The organism is Verrucomicrobiota bacterium (genome assembly GCA_038744685.1).
In the GTDB taxonomy this organism is placed as follows: Bacteria; Verrucomicrobiota; Verrucomicrobiia; order Opitutales; family Puniceicoccaceae; genus Puniceicoccus.
On the sequence record JBCDMB010000003.1, the window covers coordinates 1 to 20,770 of the forward strand.

The window sequence follows — 20,770 nt, forward strand, 5'->3', positions numbered from 1 at the left end:
CTAATGCCATTGCATAATTAGAGAGCCCATTTGGGAGCTTACATTTTTTCGTAAAAAAGGCTGTACCTTCGTTCAGTGTTGTGCTGCAAGATTGGGATGCACGACACGGATCTATCCTATATCGACATAAGAGGAATCATCTCGAGGTTCGACGAGGTGCTCTCGGACTTTCGCGGTTCTTCACGAGGACGTGGCCGACCTGCAGGGGTAAGTTTAGGGACGTTGTTGTTCTCGACGATCCGCCAGAAGATCTTCAACCGTGGAGGGATGACCGAACATGTGGAGAAGACCTGCAGTAAGAATCTGGAAGGCTCGACGATATCGCGTCGTTTGGCAAAGATCCCGAAAAATCAATTGGAAGCGGTGAGCGAGAGTCTACTCGGTCCGATCGGCGAGCGCAGCACGAACCCCCAGGGCTATTACCACGACTACCGCATGGTAGGTATCGACGGGACGTGTTTTACACTCATCAACACGGATGCGATCCTGGAGAAGGTTCCTAAATCCAAAAGCCGCAACCGCATGGGAGAGGAGCCGGGCGAGGTTGCCTTTCCCCAGATTTATGCGAGTTCACTGGTGGAACTCGGGCCGCACAACCCGGTCGCTCTAAGCGTTGGTGTTGAAGGTGAGTCGGAGATGGAGTTGTCTATGGGTCTAATCAGCAAGCTCACTGGTTCGGACATGCTTTTTGCAGACCGCCGCTACGGGGTAGCATGGTTCCTGCATCAGTTGCTCGAACAGAGCTTCTGTAGAGCGTTTTTGTTAAAGTTATCGGCAGTTCAAACCAGCCGGGAGATCGAGCAACTCGAAGACGGCTCGTGGATCGTCGAAGTAGACGTGCGGAGCCGTCGCCGGCCAGGCGACATCATTGCTACCCACCGGGTTCGGGAGATACGCTTCGAGGTGACGAGCATCGATGGGCAAGGCCAGCCCCGCACAGACCCATACCGCCTCTGGACGAACTTCATGGATTGCCGAAGAGATCCGGCACTACAATTGGTCGAGCTATACCGGGAACGCTGGGAACACGAGGCCTACTACCGCGAACTCAAACTGGAGCTCAAAAAGCAAAAGTACCTGAAGGCTCAGCTCATCGAGACCGCACATATAGAGATCCTGTCGATGGTTTGGGCCAGTTCCCTCATTGCAAGAGAGCGCCTGCGGCTGAGCACAATGAACCAACCCCAGGAAAAGTCCCGAAGAATACGCTTTGATGTCGTCGCAGAGCAAATGCGCGTGATCTGGCCCTTGCAAACACAGGTCGGTAAACACCTCAGCCACGATCAGTTCAAAGCCATAGTTCAAAGCCTCTCAGAGGACTCCTCACTTTACTATACTCCCAAAAGAAGAACACGTTCGTGCCCAAGAAAGGTCAGAAAAACCCAGACACACTGGCCAAAACTTCGACAACGAACTGAGTCAAAACAACCACCAAACATCACCATCACCCAGTAAGGGTGATTTATGCAATGGCATTACCTTTGAAGCTCAGCGATTTCGCCGCTTCGGCCGGGTTTTTCGCTGATTGACTCCTTCGAGCGGATCATACCGGTAAGCGAAGCCTTCCAGCTTCGCTTTCGGCACTTCCCGTTTTATGTAAGACTCAATTGCCATCAGAGCGCTGGTTTCATCAGGAGCCTGCAGTGTCACCGCATTCCCCTCCCGTTTCGCCCGACCAGTCCGGCCGATCCGGTGAACATAGTCTTCGGCATGCTGGGGGACGTCGTAGTTTACCACGTGGGTGACGTCTGCAATGTCGAGCCCGCGCGAAGCGATGTCAGTCGCTACCAGAATCGGGATTTCGCCCTTCTTAAATTTTTCGAGCGCCTTCGTGCGGTCCTTTTGAGAAAGATCGGAGTGAATGACGCCAACGTTAAATCCCCGTTCCATCAGCCACCGTGCCACTCGATCCGAACCTCTTCGCATCCGACAAAAAATCAGGGTGTTTTTCGCCTCAAACTGGTTCAGCAGTGAAACCAGCAGATCGAATTTCTGCATCGCGTTTACCGGATACACCTCATGCTTGACCGTTGATGCAGGGGAGAGGTTCTGTCCGATCGAGATGTTCACCGGATCCTTTAACGCCCAATTCGCAAGGCGTTGAATTGTATCAGGGACGGTTGCTGAGAACAGGAGAGTTTGTCTTCCTTTCTTGGAGCACTTCTTCACGATTTTCCGAACGTCTTCGATAAATCCCATGTCCAGCATGCGATCGACTTCATCCAAAATCAGGATTTCAACGTCGTTTAGGGAGGCTGTCCCCTGCTGGACGTGATCCAGTAAACGCCCCGGCGTAGCGACAATCACATCCATTCCACGTGCGAGGTCCTCTTTCTGTTTGCCATAACCAACTCCTCCATGAAGGAGAGTAATCCGGAGATCGAGGTGTTTACCATACGCACGAAAGTTCTCTTCTACTTGAGCGGCCAACTCCCGGGTAGGGCCAATCGCAAGACAACGGCACTTCCCATGTTCTCCCAAACGTTGAATGGTTGGGAGTGCGAAAGCCGCCGTCTTTCCGGTTCCCGTCTGGGCAGAGCCTATCACATCCTTCCCCTCAAGAATAACCGGAATAGCCTGTTCCTGGATAGGTGTTGGCGAGTCGTAGCCGATTTCCTGAATCGCTTCGAGGATTTCGGGCCGAAATGGGAGGTCTGCAAACTTCATGTGGTTAGGGCGAAGAAGCGGTTCTTCTCCAGTTCAGCTCTCCTTCGCATTTTTAAAAACCTCAGAGCAAAGACCTTGGGACCTTCATTGGCGAGGACGATTTTTGGGGAGATGGGACAACGAGCAGCGTGATCTGCTGCTCCCTTTCCCGAGTCCACCGGACGGCGACCTACGCTTCCTGAAAAGCCAGAAGTCCTTCTCGCCACTTGTCGGGGACACCGTTTTCAGCCCCAAGAAGAGATCCCACAACTGCGCCCCGGTGACAATTGTCTCCGCCACATCGGGCATTCGCAAGGATACCCGCCTCAAAGTCTTTCGCATACCTCCAGGAAATGAAAAGGGACGCGGTAAAGGATTCAGGAAGGTAACAGGCCGGTGACAGGTGTCGTCCAACCACTGTCCGGTCGTCCCAATCTCTCCAAGATTCGAATTTTTCCGCAGATGCCCACGGAGACGCAATTTGCTCAATCGCTTCTCGCAGAGGAGTTCCTGACGCCTGCAGTAGTAGAATCTTCGCGTGAGCCTTTGCCGCCTGTAGGGCCACCCTGCTGCGATGAGTCAAAGCGATGTGATCTCGAACCCTATCCATAACATCTTCGCGGTCGGCTTCTCCGATCGCCTCCAGAGCGGCCAAGAGAAAAGGAACCGCCGTCAATCCACCAATGTGAATATCCTCGATTCCACAGTCTTCGACGCGAACTCCACGAGCGAGATTATCAAAAAATTCCCGATGGTACTCCTCAAGGTAGGTATCGCTATGCCAGCCGGGAGTCCGCAGACAATCCACGTAGTGCCTTATCCAACTACCGGCGTCATACCTCCTATCCTTCAACACGAGTGCATAAAGCTCCTGCCCTAGTCGAAAATTGATCGTGCTTTCTCCCGCTCGCAAAAACTGGTGGTAATGCACTCCACGCTTGCCCCAATACTGCGCCTGATCGTGGAGAATTTCTCCGTTTTTGTTTCTCGGTTGGTAACGCGATCGCCAAAGAATGCTATCGGGATGAGGGTTTTTTGGCGCGACGAAATCCTGGATTTGTCCGTAATCGCGATCCATGGCCGACCGATCATAATACCAATGGACTGGCATCGCGACAGCATCGGCCGCCATTGCTCCCACCATTGCGTTTTCGAGAACATTTTCCACCGCTCCAGTCTACGCGATAACTCCAAAATTCCAAGGTGCAGTAAAGAAACCTCAGAGAATTTCGATACTCAGCCGGAAAAAACCGGATTCATCTACCTCTTCTGAAAATGGTGGTGTCACCTGCACCAAAGTCCCACCGGCCACCACACTTTCTTCGACCAAGGCAGTTCCCGACCAGATTCCACTCGTATCTCTCAGAGCGACTGAAGACCACCCGTCTGATTCCAGGCCGCTATTCGCCTCTACCTCAATCTGCACGTCAGCTGGTACGGTCTCTGGCAGCAGAAAGGAAAGGGTAATCGGGCCTTGTTCCGAAAGGCCTGTAGATACCTCTACAATCGCAGAGGTGAATTCCGCTGGATTCAAATCCAATCCATACTCAACACCATTGGGCACACGGTCGGACTCAAAATCCGCATCCTCGGCAGCGTTTGAGTTCACTGTGGGCGTTGTCCCCAACTCCGCCAGGGTCCAGACGTAGTAAGGTTCCGCATCAATAATGGTTGCCGTTGCCAACGGATCACCAAGCACCACGGACTGCCAGGACACCTGCATAATCGATGACCACGCAGCCTCGACGTAGGTCAGCCCATGATTGAAAAAACCATCCAGAAAAATCACACTCCGCGAGATCCCGAAGGTAAACGGTTCCCAGACGGTGCCCGTCGCAAAGGTTCCCCCAGCAGTGATCCACTCTTCAACCTGCGCCTGATTGATTGGGGGAGTAACACCGCCCAAACCCGCAGCACCATAGCTCTCGTAAGCAGCAAAACTAGCTCCCGGAACCAATTGATTGGCAAAACTGGAAAGATATTGCCGCTCACCGCTCCCCGAATGATTAACGCCATAGGAATTCAAGTGAGCCACTGGTCCCGTGGTGGCCGTGACGGGTGTGAAAGTAACTGTATTTGTCTCACCAATGAGAAAAGATCCCGTCCTGTCTACAATTACCCGACTCCATTCGCCCGAAAAGAGTGTGTCCACTTCACCATAATCATCTACTGGAGTGAAAGTGATATCCAGCGGATACCTGTCGTCCTGGAGAGGATCACTTCGGCCATCAGCATCGAACAACAAAGCATCGGTCTGTTTGCGAATCGTGATCGAAGCAGCTTGGTCAATCATCGCTTTCACATCATCTGCGGTCTCCCCATCCAGGCGCGCCGTTAGATAAATATGGCCTGCATCCATCGGAATCTCAATGGCACTCACCCGAAATTGCAGAGTCTCGTAGCCTCTCCACCAATTATAGGTAGTGTCACGCTGAAAGAAGTCACTGCTATCAGATTTTATGTCGGTGCGGTCAAAACTTGAGAATGGCGCAGTCTCCTCGAAGTAGGGATTGTAGATAGCACGATCTGCGGGCGAATCCATCTCTCCACCCTGCTCCCCCTCGTCCAGGTCGAACTGAAGAAATATCAGTTCTGAGTCCACCGAAGCGTAAGTAAGGTTTCTGTCAGAATAGGCGGCCGACGCCTGTTGAGGGCTATCTCCTAAGTTGGGGTTCTCTAAGTCCAAATCCTGAATTCGGTGCGGGATTCCTTTTGTAAGGACAATGACCATTACATCCTCTGAGAGATCATTTTCATTCAGGTGTGCCCTGATCGGATCCCGGATTTTTGACCCGAAGTCGCTGTATGATACGGTTCCGGGCAAAAGACTTGAATCATTCAAATCCAAGGAAAGAACGCCAGGTCTCGCATTTGTGTAGTAGTTGAACACTTCCAAGCTGTCCGGCTCCTCGCTATTGTAGACAACGAGAACGTTCTCAGCCGTGATTGCGGACGAAGAAAAGGCACAGAAAAATGAGGTGAGAGCTATGACGGCCAGCCTGATCACCACCAAACATAGCACTAAACTGGCAACCCTTCAGTCGAGGATCGCTATTTCTTGGGAGCCAACCAGACGGATTGGTAGGGAGCCAGTGTGACTCCCCTCTTTCTCGGTCTTATGGTCTTTCCCGAAATAATCTCGAAGAAAACCTCGATTCCTGCGACTCCATTGATTCGATCCAGCCCCTTAAAGGTCACCTTCTCTGCCGAAAAGTTGGAAATGCACAACACCCGCTGCTCTTTCGAGATTCGCTCAACCACCAAGCAATCCTCTCGGACAGCATGAACGCTCTGGACTGAGTTCGGGTGAAAGGCGGAGTAGCCACCCCGCCGCCGAAGGAGCAGCAAATACTCTTCAAAGACATCACGACTGGGACCGTCTTTCGCCAACTCCGCCTCGAGTTTTTCGACCTGCCACTTTTCCCGGTTGATTGATCGACTCCTACCGGTTCGCCTCACCCCTTCTTGATCGTTCTGTGCACCAAACAAGCTGGGCAAATACACTGCCGGTATCCCGCGAAGGCTGAGCGCAACCACCTGGGAACACAGGAACCTTCTGATTCCCAGAGACACATTATCGGGATCAGATAGAGCTGAAGCATAGGTGATATTCAATTCGTACGGACTCTCACTACCATCTGAATTTGTCTTCGTCGAAACCAAGCCGCCCCGCTTCTTAACCGTCGAAATCACCTTTGCAATCTCACTCTCCGGCAAGAGCCCAGTCAGTGGCCGCACCCCAACCCCGTCGTGGCTGGCAGTAAAATTCAGGAAAGACTGCTCGGGACCCAAATCAGGTAGAGACGCAGCCCACCGTGTCAGATGACGCGCCGTTCCCGTGAGAAGCCCATGCAAAAGCAGAGGCGGTAAAGCAAACTGATACACCATGTGTGCCTCATCATTATTGCCAAAATAACTGATATTCTCTTCGTGAGGAACATTCGTTTCGGTGAGAAGGATTGTCTCCGGTGCCACAACCTCAAGAATGTCGCGGAAGAGCTTTACCACTTCATGCGTCTCCGCGAGATGGATACACTCTGTGCCAACCTCTTTCCAAAGAAAAGCTACCGCATCCAGTCGTAGCACCCGTATTCCCATCGAAAGGTAGAGAAAGAGAATATCGACAAACTCGAAGAATAAATTCGGGTCCTTCCAATTCAGATCCACTTGGTCCGCACTAAAGGTAGTCCATACGTGCTTTTCCCCATCTCTGGTCGCAAACTTGGTAAGGAGCGGGGAGGTTCGAGGCCTCACTACCATACTTACATCTACTTCAGGGTCCTCGGTGACAAAGTAATCCGCCCCGGGCTGTATGCCCTGAATAAACTCCTTGAACCACTCCCCTTTTGCGGAACAGTGATTGAGAACCAGATCGGCCATCACTCCAAATTCGGAAGAGAGCGAACGAACGTCCTCCCAACCTCCCAAGTGGGGATCTACCTCACGATAGTCTTTCACAGAAAACCCATCATCCGAACTCCACGGAAAGAACGGAAGAATGTGAATCGTACTGACCGCCCCCTTAAGATAGCGAAGGCAAAACTTCCGAAGGGTCTGCAGCGGAGGCTCGTCGACTGCCTGGACCGTATCACCATACGTAATCAGAACCACACTCTTTTCGTTCCAAAGCGTGTCCGGCCGAACGGGATGCAAACCAACTCCATACCGACCGAGAGCTGCGTAGAATCTACGGGTCATACGATCCGCTTCCTCGCCGTAGAGATGCCGGAAGCGGCGCTGAATGTTCTCAAACTGCTGATGGGAAACGAAACGAATCATGACGACATCCCGGTCAAACTGGTGAGGAGGGTGCGGAGATTCCTGCGGAGCACACTGTAACTGTAGAAACGCCTCGCTGTCTTAAAGTTGTGCTCGACCATCTTTCGACGGTAATCTTCATCTGCGAGAACTCTCTGGACTTGGCGGATCACCTTTTGAGTGACAAAGCCATCCATCTCAAGCAGGCGAAACCCTTTCGGCTCAATGTCCTGAACGTAAATTGAGTAGCGGTTGATCACAGTTGGCAACCGGAAGTAAATTGCCTCCAACAAAGCGTTCCCAAATCCCTCGTAGAGGCTGGGATAAGTCACCAGATCAGCATGCAGATAAGCATCCCAAAGGGTGTACACTTTTCTTCCCTCTGAATCGTACTGCCGCACTTCGCTAATCCGGTCGGCTACAAACCGCAAATCGACGCCTTCTTCATGGGCAAGTTCCTGAAGGCGATTGGAATACTCGAAACCCTCGTCACCAGCCTCATGGGTGATCACCAGCTTACAGCGCGGATCCTCAAGGGCTCCAATCAACTTGATGGAGTGCTCGATCCCCTTTCGTGGAACAATGCGAGTCGGCTGAAGAATCAGGATATCGTCATTCGTAAGGCCGATTTCCGATCGAAAGTCCGCAGCATATTCGTCCGGACTCTCAGGAGCGTTGTCGAAATCGAAGACGTTGGGAATTAGGAGCGATGAAACACCCTTCCGTAAAGAAAGCTGTTCCTGAGCCGCCTGATTGATGACGACATGCCTCATGTTCGACATCCGGGCGGGGAAAGCCATGTCGAGGTACTCCTGAACCGCACCCACGCTAAAACGCGTTCGCTCCCAATAAAAATCATGGTGGTGCGCGATCGTGGGAATCTGTGTCTCCGCGAGAAACTCCGTTAGAGCAATTCCAAGAGGAACATGCATAGGAATCGCGAGCACATTTTGAGGAACGATTACGTCAATCCGAAATCTTTCGACAAAATCATACAGCGTTCTTTTGAGGTACCCTGAAAGATCCCGGATGCGGGCAGTCACTTCAGGACCTCTGCGGGTCTTTCCCCAAATCCGATCATTAATCCATTGGTTCTCAGCAAACCCAAAGTAGGCTTCGGGCACGCAATGCGTGATGGATTCATGACGATCGCTCTTACCGCTGTACCAGTACGAGATATGTTTGTCTTCCCAAAGTGCTTCCGCCCACTTTGCACTTTCCAGTGAAACCCCGTCCTGTCCAGCAAAACGAGTAGAAACGAATCCAATATTCTTTGGCATAGGAGAGCGTGAGTAATCCAGCAAAGAGCATGCCTCGAACCAAGAAAAAAAGGCAGAGAACGTTCAGCCAATAGTGATCGAGAACCTGCGATGCAGACTTTCAAGCTAACCCGTTTATCGGTTCAACGTGTTAGTGGATCATCCGCTCATCCCGCACATGACTCTCATGAAACGCCTTTGGCGGGACGCTAAAACAGAATCCAAGTGTCTTGCCCACGGACGGATCCACCTGAGGACAAACGCTTAAAACGACCTTAAATAGCCTGGACTCGGGATGATAAAGCCGGAGTCCCGCAATTCGGCTTCCACCACTCCTTTGAATCTTGGCTTGAAGTGCCCCACCCATACCTCTTTTGGACTGACCCTTAGTCCGGCGACAATCCGTTGCACGAGCTCAGGAGTGAGGTGTCCAAACCGCATCGCCTTCTCCGTATCCCCTACAGCATAAGAGCACTCCGTGCACAGAACGTCCAAACCTCCTAATTCATTCAAACTTTCAACCAGCACCTCATCGTAACCCGTATCCCCTGTTAAAGCCAAACGCCTTCCTGACGGGAAGGTGATCCCATAGCCGCAGCTCGGTACACCGTGTCGAGTCGCAAACGGGGTGAGAGAAATCCCCGAGGGATCCGATATACTCTTTCCGCATGCCAGCTCGGTCAGCCGGAGGAAACCCTTCTTCTCATCCGGAATTTTCTCAAAGTCCGGCCAAACAAGACCGTTAAACACATGAGTTCGAAGGACGTTTAACACCTCTGGAAGACCAAACACTTCCACACCAGGCCCAGGACCTTCTTCGAATAAGGTTTCGATGAGAAGAGGCAAAGCACTGATATGATCCGCATGAGCGTGGGTCAGGTAGACTCTCCGAATCTGCTGCACCCGACCATCCTCAAGAGCTTCTAGACCACTTCCTGCATCGAATAGAACTTCATCTCCCACCCGAATCGAAGTCGTGGGCTCACCCAAGCCACCACCATTACCAAGGACCTCAATTTCCACAGCCGCAGCCTGCCTAAGATTTAAACGTGGGGAAAGCCGAAACATTCGACTGACCTATTTGCTTGCCTCCGATTTAGAGAGAAACCACCCTGCCACTATGGGCCTTCGCGACTTTGAAATCCTTCTCGATACGGGTATTCTTTCCACCGAAGAGGGCATATCAGACGAGACGCGAAGAATTCTCGCCGAAGAAGATTTTACTGAAATCGTATCGATCAAGAAAGAAACCATTCTCGTAGAACAAGGCACTCGCCCAGAGGCCCTGTTTTTCACAATTGATGGCAAGTTTCATGCGATTAGTCATGCCAATCCAGATGCACCTAACCGACTCCTTGGGCGGATTGGTGAGGGTCAGTTTATTGGAGAGGTGTGCTTGGTCGACCCGACCAGCAAGGCCAGCGCAACTGTAAAAGCCCTTCCAGACTCGATGGTTCTCAAGATGAAGCCAGAGGCGTTCGAGAGCTTATGCAAATCCCACCCGGTGGCGGCAAATGAATTCCTCCTCTCAGTAGCCCGGCAACTGGCCAAGCGTCTTCGGGAAGCAAACGAGCGGGTTCTTTGAGCAAGTACTTTCGAGCACCTACTGACGTGCTCTCTGAACAATCTGTAATGCACTGATACCAGTTTATGGGGGCAGACAAAAGGCATTGGACAACCGAAGGTCTGATGAAATTCCTCAAACGTCGCCGAGTCCTTGTTTTCTCCGCGATCACAGCAGTTCTGACTGGCACTGCTTTGCTCCCGCAATTCGAGTATTTCAAGTTTTTCTACTCGATTGATCAGTCCTTTCTGAGTTTTCGCTACTTTATTCGGGGATTCGAAGACAGTGCCAAGGACAGAGCACCAATCGTCATCGTAGGGGTGGATGACGCCTCCCTCTATTCTGTTCTTTCAGGAGAAGTGTCAGAGGAGGACCTAGCAGCAAATCCTGAAGTGTCGAATCTGAATAGTTCGTGGCCTTGGAACCGATCGGTTCACGGCTTTCTCGCGGAGCGACTCTTTGATGCAGGTGCAAGGGTTGTGGCGTTTGACTTTATTTTTCCGACGCCGAATGAAGGCGATTGGCAATTTTACGAGGTTATAGAAGCCAATATTGGAAGACTCATCATAAGCTATAACTACGTTCCTGTTGAATCCGAACTAGGCGAAATCAGAATGGTGGAGAGCCTTCCTTATGAGGATCTCCTTCCGATCGAGGGTGAAGAGGAACTCCTTGGCTTTGTAAACATAGAGCGAGATTCCGATGGTGTTCTACGGCGGGCCAAACTTCGAACGAATCTGTATGCCGAAAACCAAAGGTTTATTTTGGATCCCGCACTGCGGGCGAATGTCTTAAACCGTGCGAAGAGATCTCCACCCTCTTTCTCGCTCGGCACACAAGCAGCCATTCTGTCTGATCCTGCAGTGCGCGAGGAAGTTCCGCCTCTCTTCCAGTCTCCACTCGTCAACTACGGTGGACTGGACTACTTCCCGACGGTCAGTTACCTCGATGTTCTCCTCGAGGATCGGTTCGATGCTCAAAAGTCCCTGTTTCAAGATGCCATCGTTCTTGTCGGTCCATTTTCCGATTTTTTCAAAGACATCTATGCCACTCCGATCGGAGACTTATTCGGGGTCGAATATCATGCCCACATCACCCGTTCACTGCTGAACCGATCATTCTTCACTGAACTTCGAGGCCCGGCCCGTCTCGCTGCCCTTGTCTTTTTCGCCTTCGCTTTGCTGATCGGCACGCTGAAGTTCAGGGGCGCTCTGCAAAAAGCCGGATGGATGGTGGCATTGATAGTTGTCTACCTCGTTCTTTCGCAACTTGCCTTCAATCATCTGCATCTTGTCGTCCCTATTGTTCCTGCTCTCTGGATACTCCTTGGCACCGGATTCACCTTCATCATCTACGACTTCGCCCTAAGTCAATATGACCGACTGAAACTGAAAGGCTATCTGAGCCGGTACGTATCTCCGGAGGTCGCCAGCGTCCTGTCCGACGAGTCATCCGAGCTGGAAACCATACTCACGGGTGTCAGCCGTCCAGTCGCAGTTCTCTTTTCTGATATTCGCGGCTTCACCACGCTTAGCGAGCACTACGCTCCCGTCAAACTTGTCGCACACTTGAATGACTATTTCGAGAGCATGGTTGGCTGTATCCACAAACACAATGGCACCCTCAACAAATACATTGGTGATGCTATTCTTGCCGTCTGGGGAGGACTCTTCAGTAAGGGCGCAGAGAATGACTGTTTACATGCGGTCAGCTCGGCTCTCGACATGGAGCAGCAGATGATCGAGCTCAACCGAAATTGGTCTAACGATCCCGATAAACTCCCGTTTAAGATCGGTATCGGGATTAGTCACGGAAACGCATTTGTTGGAAACATGGGCCACTCCAATCGCAAAGAATTTGCTGTCATGGGAGATGTCGTCAATCTCGGCTCCCGCCTCGAAGGGGCAACCAAGCAATACGGTTGCAGCATCCTCGTCTCCGAAGAAGTCTACCAGCTGTGCAAAAACAAGGTTCGGTTTCGGGATGTGGACATTATCCGAGTCAAAGGAAAGAGTAAAGGCGTTCACACCTACGAGCCGATCAACTTTGTTTCAGATCCCGAGCCCTCCTGGTTGGATCAGTGGAACCAATCACTCACAAAATATCGCGAGCGTGACTTCAAAACCGCTCAGACGCATTTCTCTCGACTCAAAGAAAGCGTTCCCGCGTTAGTCCAGAGTGCGACGCTTTACGAAGAACGCTGTAAATTGCTGATTACGATGCCGCCTCCGGAAAACTGGGATTTCGTTTACGTGATGGAGACTAAGTAGTCACTCGCGTGCAAGGTGCTGCAGAGAAGAGAAAAACCGCTCGAAACACAGGAAAAAGGTTCAGATTTTTTTCGATTTATACCTCGAACGATCTGAAAAAGTCGTCCATCCTCCGACGTTTTCTCTCTAAACACCTTCAGAGCCACAGGAGAATCAGCCATGAAAAACATTGTTGCCGTACTATCCCTTTTCATCACCGCCCTACTAGCGTATGGGGCTGACTCACCTGCTGGGTTGAAGGAGTCCACGATCGTTGAAACCGTTTCCGACGTCAGTGTTCTCACCGGAAAAGATCTCGATTCGAGTCCGGCATTTGAAGGAGAAATCTTCAAAGCACCCGATTTTTTGGAGACAGGACGGAGATCGAGGGCTAGGCTGGAGGCAGAGGATGGAACGATCACCCGGATCGGCTCGAACACCCTCTTTTCCTTTCAAGAAAACGACCGCACGATCAAGCTGGAGCGTGGTTCCATTCTCTTTAGCTCACCAGAAGGGCGTGGCGGAGGAAGAATTGTTACGGCCTCGGCTACCGCATCAGTAGTCGGAACTACCATCATTGTTGAGGCAACAGAAGACGGCGGTTTCAAAGTTTTCGTTCTTGAAGGGTCGGCCACAGTCACGTTTCCAGACAATTCAACGGCATTTCTGGAAGCCGGACAGATGACCTTTGTTCAACCGAATTTGCCCGGTGTCTCGAATGGGGAATCAGGTAGGGGCCCTGTCCTCAACTTCGACCTTGAGGCCTTTGTCAAGGACTCTCAACTGGTGAACGGCTTCGACTCTCCCTTGCAAAGTCTTCCCTTCATTGATGCCGCTATCGCCGAACAGGACCAGAGGATAGAGGATGGAAGCCTTCAAAAGGCCGGTCGATTCGTTTTACTCTCAGATGACGATAATATCGTCGACCTCGATCTCGCCGCTTTGAATAAGCTCTTTGAAAACGAAGACGATAGGGCTTTAGATGGTCTCGAACCAATGGTTCTAGTGGGCGGTATATCGGCCTTGGTTGAGACTGCTGACGTCGCGTTCGGCAACCTCCCCTCCGGAAAAGTAGTTACAATTAGCGACGAGGGAGTTGAGACCCTCGATCCAGAAGACGTTGGTGAGATCCCAGCAGAACTGCCGCGAGTCACGGTCGGTGCGATTGACTTTCTTCCAGAAGATCAAAAAGCCGCGCTCGCGATCAAGCTCGAGAAAGCATTTGAAGAGGTTCTGAAATCCTATGAAGACGGTTCGGTCTCGGCTGAAGATACAATTGCTATCGCAAAGTTTCTTCTAAGTCTCGATCTACCTCTGGATGAGCGTTTCAAGGACGATGTGGAGGATCAATTTGGTCCGCTTTTAGACGAACCGGATGAAGAGGGTCCCTTCGAGGACTCCCAAGATTTGTTGGATGACTCCACTCAAGTGACGGATCCGATTGATATCAACGATGGTTACTTTGCGCCCTAGGTAGTGCCTGTGTTTGATTGGCGTGTCGCCAAACCTCTTCCATCCATATCCGGCAACCTCACTCTTCGAGAAAAGCTGCCCACTCCCCACTAACATTAGAACTGTCGGTCTCTTTCGAACACGAAAGCCCCACTGCGCAAAACTTATAATATTACGACTCCTCTGATTTTCATTTCAGCGACACCCCTCAAAGAAGCACCGCCGTGTATAATCTAAGCTCTAAAAGAGACGGGAGTTTTCTTACGGCCAAAGACGATTCCCGAATACCGCCGGGCATTCGGGTCCGAAAACTGCGGAAAGGTGGTATCTCCTACAAGAGGTGGTTGCTCCCTCTCTCATGGGGACACCTTACACTCCGAGAGGCTTACGAGTACTTGACGATCGTAGGTGCACCCCAAGGCGAGATTCCAGAGGTAATTCGGTGGACCGAAGGAAAAGACTCTCACCTGGTAAAACAGTTCTTCTACGGTGGGGTTGACCTCAGAGCGCACGACTACATTCACATCCTCCTCGGTCGTGGCCTGCTTCCCAAAGATGAAGCTTTCGTGATTGGATTCACCATGGGCAGTACGAATCGTCTTCACTCCATGAACGAAGACGCGTTCGCCTACATTGCTAAACACCATTATCCAAACGCCTACCGCATGGATGACGAATCGCGTGAGGTGTTTTTGGACGCTACCAAGCTCGGTTTTGTGTCCGATTGCACTCCTCTGGATCAAATCGATTTCAAACCTTTCCTCGATACCACCATCGACGAAGTCAGAAAACGGATCAATCTGAGGCCGGACCTTTTAGAAGCCTATTTCCGCGATGTTGAACAACTTCGCTTTCCCGAAGATCCTGCTAGCAAACGCCTCCTGCCCCCAACTCCCCCAAGGGATGATCGCTGGATCCTTTACTCCGAAGATGATCAGCGCAAGATGTCAGATGTCGTGGCCGAACTGAACCACCTTCTGGACGAGAGCGACGTCGGAGCCACCCTTGAAGAAGCAGAATTTCAGTCAAACCTCTCTGCAGCGCGCACCTCGGTCTTGGAACACCTTGAAGGACAAAGGGATCTCGCCAAACATTGCTTCGAGGAAATAGACCGTGTTCTCGAAGGCGAAAACCCGCAGGCAAGGAGGGACGTTGAAGAAGCTCGCTGGAACGATTTTTACGAGCAAGCGAAGGGTAACGTTGAATTGGCAAGCGCTATGGTTGATCGCGAGGTGCATCATTTGACTTGGGAAGGGCATGAGTCCGAACAAAGGGAACTCAGGACTTGGGTGCATGCCATCCTTGGAAGAGGAGCGTCTCCGCGTGACCGTGCTTTTTGCCGAGGTTTCTATCACGGAAGCTCAAACAATCGAACCAGTTACGCATCGCTTCTCAAACTGGGGCTCATGCAAAACCTACCCATCTGTAGAGACGGACTTTTCTCGGAGGACATGAGCGAAGTCTACAATGACGGAGTTCGCTTGGGCCATATCAGCCCCTGCAAGCCACTGGCAGAAGTCGATTTTGAATCCCTATCATCCTTCACCGTTCGAGAAGCACGACAGCACATCGATCTGAAAACGGGTCTTCTGTCGGCCTACCAGAGAGGTATCGAAGACCAACGTCTCTTACTCTAGAGACGACTTTGTCGGACGCCGTTCACTCGATACCAATACTCTCAAGAAACGCGATTTCATCGCGCCATTCTTTCCTGAGGGAATCGGAAAAGGCTTCGGGATCATCGAGTAAGCTCTTCCGGGTGCAATTGACCAAAGCCTGCAAGGTCTGGTAGCGACGGGTATCGGCGATGTCCGGGGGAATCAGGTCATCGATCAGTCTTTCGACTTCCTCGAGATCGAGAGCGGCTCCCAAACTCCGCAGTTCGCTTCTCAAATTAGCAAATTGCGCGGCAGAGTAGGCCTCCGTTTTAGTGCGAAGCCGCTCCAATTCATGCTCCCCCAACTTTTTCTTCAGCACTCCTTTAAGAGACCACCGGAGAAAGTCCTCGTGATCCTGTCCCTTCGGATCGAGAACGGGAATAATCAAACTACCTGCACGACCCGGACGTCGAATATCCGGGGACAGGAGATGGATACGCGCCGTAATCAATAACCAAGTCACCTTTCCCTTCATCGTCTGGTCAGACATCAACGCTTGGATCTTTCCAGTGAGCCTCCGTTCCGTTGAATGGTCGCCTTTGCCAACTCCTCCAAACTGGGTGTCCGCTTCATCAATAAAAATCAACGCTCGACCAACCGCCTGAAGGACCCGCTTCAATTTCTCAAAAAGAACATCGGTCTGCCCAAACCACTGCGACCGAATATTTTTGATCGTCATCACCACTATGCCCAACTCTCCGGCTACCGCTTCAAAAACAAATGTCTTTCCAGAGCCAATGGGTCCGGCGACTGCAGCACCCGTCAATGCACTTGAATCGGTCGAACGAATACGCGGAATGAACTCGTCCTTCAGGTAAGACTTTAGTCGGGAAAAACCCACTACATCCCTGAGCCCGTGATCGGGCTTCTTGAACTCAACAATGTCCTCACCGATCTGATCGATTATAAATGCCTCCACTTTGGCAACAACGTCTTCCGGCCGAAGGGACTCGTTTCGATAGGCCGCGCCTTTTAGCAGTTGCTGGAGCGCATAAAGGGACAATCCAGCTGACAGCTCAGCAATCGCTGTCTGGCTCATACCACGCTTCAATTTCTGTGTTTCCGGTAGCGTCCCGTTGAACCACTGAATAAACTCTTTTCGAGCTTCAAAGTCAGGGGATTCGATCTCCACAGAGAGAACCTGAGGTAGCCGCGAGACGCGGTGATTGATCAGACTTTCCGCCTCCGCAACGAGAACCACTGTGTCTTCTCCGCTGGCAAATGACGGTTCCGAAAACCAATCCTGAACTTTACAAACACGACTCCTATCTTTCTCCGACAAATTAGCCAGTGGCCCTTCCGGGAGTATGACATCAGCATTGTCGATAACGATAATGACCCTGCTCTCGATAAGACCACGGCGTGAACACAAGGTGATCTGGCGAAGGATCTCCAGAGCCTGAAGACTATCACCAACGGCCTTGAGGATACGGTCTTCGAGACTGGGAGTGACTGGCTTCTTGACCTTTTTTCCGAGCATTTCCCGGATCGCAGCTTCATCGCGATCCACTCCCCCTCTCAGTGCATCCCATGCTTTTCCTACATCTTCACGGTTTGCCTCCGGTATCTGAATAAGCCCGTTCAATTCGTAACGGATTATGATGTTTCCAGCCAACCCCCACCGGGCGGCCAAGAGAGAGCCGAGATCGGTGTAAACCACCTCATCCCGATCAGCCTTTTCTTCGATTGCAAAGAGGTCATGAACGTTTCCATGGAGAATCAGGGATCGGCTTTGCCCTGAATTCACAATTCTTCCCGCCTCTCGAAGGAACGTATGGTCTGTCTTCATGATCTTCTAATACCGAATTCGAGAAGGTTTGATAGATGTGGCGGGATGGAAAATATGTCTGTGCAAGGCGGCCCTACTGGAGGCGGGTCTGCGACCCGTGCCAATCAGTGACCTGTCTTCCTTGAGCGACTCCCCATCACCCCAGAGAGTTTCACTAGTTCACAGAGTTGCCAGCGCAACGGTGCCCGGATCGAAAGAAGAACCTTCAAGGACCTACTCCGGCAGTTTCTCGGGAGCAGACACTTTTGGTGAGGTCTCTGGCTCGGACTCCTTCTTTTCTTCCCCAAAGATCAAGTCGTCGAACTCTGACTTTGCCAAACTCTCTTCAGCCATACTTAAGAAATCAGCTTCCTCGAGTGCAACATCAGTCCCGGCCAATTCGCTGGTGATTTTAGCTTGAGAGCTGACTTTCCGCACCCTGTCACGCAAAGCAGACAATTGCTCAGCAGTATCATCCTTTCCAATTCCCGCTAGAGCCTCACTGACTTCCCGCTGGTGTTTCGCCATTGTTATCTCGGCAACGGCCTCATGTTTCTCCGACTTCAGCTTCTCTAACTCGCGCTGAAAGTTGATCAACTGCTGCTTGTAAGCTTCGATCTGTTTGCTTCCAGCCTCAACGTCACTCTCCAAATCACTCACCCGCGAACGTTTCTCAGCAAGGGTTGAATTGAAATTCTTAAACGCTTCCATCGCACGAGTGTACTCCGCGCTCCCAGCCGCCTCTTCCTTTGACTTTCCCTGCGCTGCTTTCTTGGCGTAGGCGACGGCTCCTGCCGATTTCTTCTCCAAAGTCTCAATTTCGCCCACCAACTTCTCTGCTTGGGACTTTTTGCGCTCTTGTTGAGCCATCAATCCCGCGACCGCATCCCGGATGTCCCTCACCTGTCTCGTCATATGAGCGATCAATTCATTATACTCCTCGCGGACGACGTGACTGTCCTCAGCAATTGAGTCGGTCTTTTCGTTGATTCGTCCAGTAAGAAGGCGACCTACGGTTTTGAAGAAACGGCTTATTGCCTTAAACATAATTTTCCTTGTTAAGATTCAATGTTGGTCGGAGAGATCTGCCAGTCGTCCATTTTTTCTTGCACGCGCCTCGAGATTTCGAGCTGAGAGTCCAATTCTTCGCGAATTCTAGCAGACTCCGCAACGCTGTAATTTTTCCGGTTGTCGATAAAGGCCATAAGGATCCTCTCGATCGACTGAATACTCTTTCGGGTCTCTTCAATCAGCTCGTTTCTTTTATCCAGAGAGGCTTTTTCCAATGACTCAATCGAAGTCTCTTCCGCTTTTCTGAGAAGTTGGACGCTTTCCTCGAGATTGCGGATACTGGTGCTCACCAGTTCCTCAACATTTTGGATCGCAAAATTTCCCTCAAGTCCCGCAACTTCGCTGTCGATTTCTTTTGAAACCGTGTTCTGGAGGGCCAGTAACCGATCAAACATTTCTTCGGTCTGTGGATCACCGTCCGAGACTAGCTGGGCCCGGGCACGGGCGAGAGCCTCGTTAACCGCCTTTTCTGCCTCGCGTGCCCTTCGGTAGACAATCTTGTCCCGTATTTTACCAGCGTTTCGCCAGTTGAAAGCCACTCTGGCAGCGTACAGGCCGACCGAAAGAAGGCTCAACCCCACGCCTATTCCGGTGATTAGAGGCATGGACTTCCCGATAAGAAATGAGGCGACTGCCATGGGAAAACCAACGAATGCGGGAATCAAGCTGTAGGCCGGTTTGTAGAAGATCTCATCTTTGATTTCTTCTTTGATCAGCTTCTCATCGCCTTTCATAAAAACACCTTCAATACGGAAGCTGACCCGCCTCAAATACAAGGTTCAGAGAAGACCAGTCCTTGGCACTGGATAGACTGGCCACCACCCGTAGTCGATCCGGGTCGGTGCCTTCTCCAATCAAAAAATCTGCAGCCGCCCGGGCTCGCCTGAGTGCCAGATCTAGAGCCACCTGATCCAGGGCGGCATCCCCGGTTTCCTGAGACTGACCGACGAGGGTTACGTAGTAGGAAGGCCAATCCTTCAAGCGTTGTGAGATCTCTGAGAGTCTTCGCCCGTTTTGGAGGGTGATTTTGGCCGACATGCGAGGAAACCGAATTTGCTCAACCTGAAAGTTTCCCACGGGTCGCAAACTATTCCACTGTCTCTCTCCTAGTTCCGGCATATCAACAATGCCCGTTGCCAACTCGTCCACGCTATCTTCGTCGATCCCCTCGATGAGTCTGATTCCCTTTCCCGGATGGAACCCGTTCCGATGCATTTCTGCCAGAATCGCATCGTAGTAAATGGAGTTGTATGATCCGTCCAGTGGATCCTCAGAGAGCAAACCGGTATCGACCATAACATCGGTTATTTTCTCCAGGATTTCATCAATCGACTCGCCCTCTCCTTCCCGGACGCCGAAGTAGGTAAAATTGTCCGTCGTATTTTTCCATACGATCCCATCGGCGATATTCCTAACGTAAGCATCCGAGAGCGATCCGCCCCCGAGCAGCAAATCCTCACGCACAACCTCCTCCATACCTCCTGACGTCGTAGAACTAAAGAGGGTGCGGAGATACGACTCTAGTATAATCGCCACTACCTGTTCGTTTTCTTTGAGGAAATTTCGCTCTACGACCAAAGCATCGAGGATGAATCCTTTCGTCCTCGAGCTATCCAGAAGCACATGAACGTCGGGATCTTCCAACGCCTTCGAAACCTGAGGCTCCCACATCACATAGGCGAACGGCTCCTTCGGATCTCCTTTGAGAAGGTCTTCCAGAATTTTCTCTGAACCCGGTCTTTTCACCCTCCAATCGGGCGAAAGACTGGGCAATACGAAGCTCTCTACCGTGATTTCCGCTAGAAACTCCGAAGGCGACTCCCCGGTAAAGAAGACTCTTGCATCCGGTTGATCCAGATCCTGGATTTTTGAAAGGCCTTCCCTGTAAGCAACAATGGCGTCAGCCCCTTGGGTTTCATCGATGATCAGGACAATCGTCGCGGGAAACTGACCTACTTCGGCACCCGCTTTCAGAAAGGAATTCAGGGGAAAAGCCGCCATTTGTGCGTCGCCCGAAATGAGTGCCTGCATTCGTGCTCCGTAATCAGCATGATCGTCGATAATTTCCAAATCGATCTTCTCTTTCGCCAGCGCTTCCCTGAACTCATCCGATCTCAGAATGGCATACCCCGAAAACCCATCCGCATAAAGAACTACCTCGTGTTCTATATCCCCTTTTGCTTTCGCACTTGTTTCAGCTACCAGTGCCTCTGCTGCCTCGTTCTCCCTTCGCTCCTGCAAGAAAGGGTCGACGATGAAACGATAAATCAAAACGCAACCCGTCACGATGATCACCCATGCGACAAAAGCGGCAACGACGCCCTTTTTCCCGCGACTGGCCATCA

15 protein-coding genes are annotated in these 20,770 nt (G+C 51.4%); 5 read left to right on the plus strand and 10 right to left on the minus strand.

What is annotated here, in order from left to right; translation table 11 throughout:
* The first annotated feature begins 96 nt into the window (after positions 1-96).
* Positions 97-1,455, plus strand: a complete 1,359-nt coding sequence (locus AAGJ81_02415) for a hypothetical protein (GenBank protein MEM0964993.1) — start codon at positions 97-99, stop codon at positions 1,453-1,455.
* Between the two features lie 33 nt (positions 1,456-1,488).
* Here AAGJ81_02415 and AAGJ81_02420 read toward each other — a convergent pair whose 3' ends face one another.
* The 6 genes from AAGJ81_02420 to AAGJ81_02445 all read right to left on the minus strand — a co-directional run bounded on the left by AAGJ81_02420 (position 1,489) and on the right by AAGJ81_02445 (position 9,731).
* Positions 1,489-2,667 (minus strand): DEAD/DEAH box helicase, encoded by a 1,179-nt coding sequence (locus AAGJ81_02420; protein ID MEM0964994.1) that lies wholly within the window; start codon positions 2,665-2,667, stop codon positions 1,489-1,491.
* A gap of 169 nt (positions 2,668-2,836) precedes the next feature.
* Positions 2,837-3,814: an ADP-ribosylglycohydrolase family protein gene (locus AAGJ81_02425; protein ID MEM0964995.1), complete on the minus strand. Its 978-nt coding sequence runs from the start codon at positions 3,812-3,814 to the stop codon at positions 2,837-2,839.
* A 51-nt stretch (positions 3,815-3,865) separates the two neighbouring features.
* Positions 3,866-5,656 (minus strand): TIGR03790 family protein, encoded by a 1,791-nt coding sequence (locus tag AAGJ81_02430; GenBank protein MEM0964996.1) that lies wholly within the window; start codon positions 5,654-5,656, stop codon positions 3,866-3,868.
* Between the two features lie 41 nt (positions 5,657-5,697).
* Positions 5,698-7,425 carry an alpha-amylase family glycosyl hydrolase gene (locus AAGJ81_02435; GenBank protein ID MEM0964997.1) on the minus strand — a complete coding sequence of 576 codons (1,728 nt, stop codon included), beginning with the start codon at positions 7,423-7,425 and terminating at the stop codon, positions 5,698-5,700.
* Complete coding sequence (locus tag AAGJ81_02440; protein MEM0964998.1) at positions 7,422-8,684, minus strand: glycosyltransferase family 4 protein; 1,263 nt, start codon at positions 8,682-8,684, stop codon at positions 7,422-7,424. Before AAGJ81_02440 ends, AAGJ81_02435 begins: the two co-directional genes overlap by 4 nt.
* Positions 8,685-8,927: 243 nt before the next feature.
* The gene (locus AAGJ81_02445) at positions 8,928-9,731 is read right to left on the minus strand and encodes a 3',5'-cyclic-nucleotide phosphodiesterase (protein MEM0964999.1); all 804 of its coding nucleotides are present in this window, start codon (positions 9,729-9,731) and stop codon (positions 8,928-8,930) included.
* Positions 9,732-9,783: 52 nt separating this feature from the next.
* On the opposite strand from AAGJ81_02445, the gene AAGJ81_02450 reads away from it, so the two are divergent.
* The 4 genes from AAGJ81_02450 to AAGJ81_02465 all read left to right on the plus strand — a co-directional run bounded on the left by AAGJ81_02450 (position 9,784) and on the right by AAGJ81_02465 (position 15,565).
* Positions 9,784-10,248: a cyclic nucleotide-binding domain-containing protein gene (locus tag AAGJ81_02450; GenBank protein MEM0965000.1), complete on the plus strand. Its 465-nt coding sequence runs from the start codon at positions 9,784-9,786 to the stop codon at positions 10,246-10,248.
* 104 nt (positions 10,249-10,352) lie between these two features.
* Positions 10,353-12,497: an adenylate/guanylate cyclase domain-containing protein gene (locus AAGJ81_02455; protein MEM0965001.1), complete on the plus strand. Its 2,145-nt coding sequence runs from the start codon at positions 10,353-10,355 to the stop codon at positions 12,495-12,497.
* A 159-nt stretch (positions 12,498-12,656) separates the two neighbouring features.
* Positions 12,657-13,949, plus strand: a complete 1,293-nt coding sequence (locus tag AAGJ81_02460) for a FecR family protein (GenBank protein ID MEM0965002.1) — start codon at positions 12,657-12,659, stop codon at positions 13,947-13,949.
* A gap of 203 nt (positions 13,950-14,152) precedes the next feature.
* Entirely contained in the window at positions 14,153-15,565 is a 1,413-nt protein-coding gene (locus tag AAGJ81_02465) for a hypothetical protein (GenBank protein ID MEM0965003.1), read from the plus strand.
* Positions 15,566-15,587: 22 nt separating this feature from the next.
* Here the strand turns inward: AAGJ81_02465 and AAGJ81_02470 are convergent, their stop codons facing one another.
* The 4 genes from AAGJ81_02470 to AAGJ81_02485 all read right to left on the minus strand — a co-directional run bounded on the left by AAGJ81_02470 (position 15,588) and on the right by AAGJ81_02485 (position 20,768).
* Positions 15,588-17,375, minus strand: coding sequence for an ATP-binding protein (locus AAGJ81_02470; protein MEM0965004.1), 1,788 nt, complete (start codon positions 17,373-17,375; stop codon positions 15,588-15,590).
* Between the two features lie 213 nt (positions 17,376-17,588).
* Positions 17,589-18,401, minus strand: coding sequence for a PspA/IM30 family protein (locus AAGJ81_02475; protein ID MEM0965005.1), 813 nt, complete (start codon positions 18,399-18,401; stop codon positions 17,589-17,591).
* 11 nt (positions 18,402-18,412) lie between these two features.
* Entirely contained in the window at positions 18,413-19,159 is a 747-nt protein-coding gene (locus tag AAGJ81_02480; GenBank protein MEM0965006.1) for a hypothetical protein, read from the minus strand.
* Between the two features lie 10 nt (positions 19,160-19,169).
* Positions 19,170-20,768, minus strand: a complete 1,599-nt coding sequence (locus AAGJ81_02485) for an OmpA family protein (protein MEM0965007.1) — start codon at positions 20,766-20,768, stop codon at positions 19,170-19,172.
* Between the last annotated feature and the right edge of the window lie 2 nt (positions 20,769-20,770).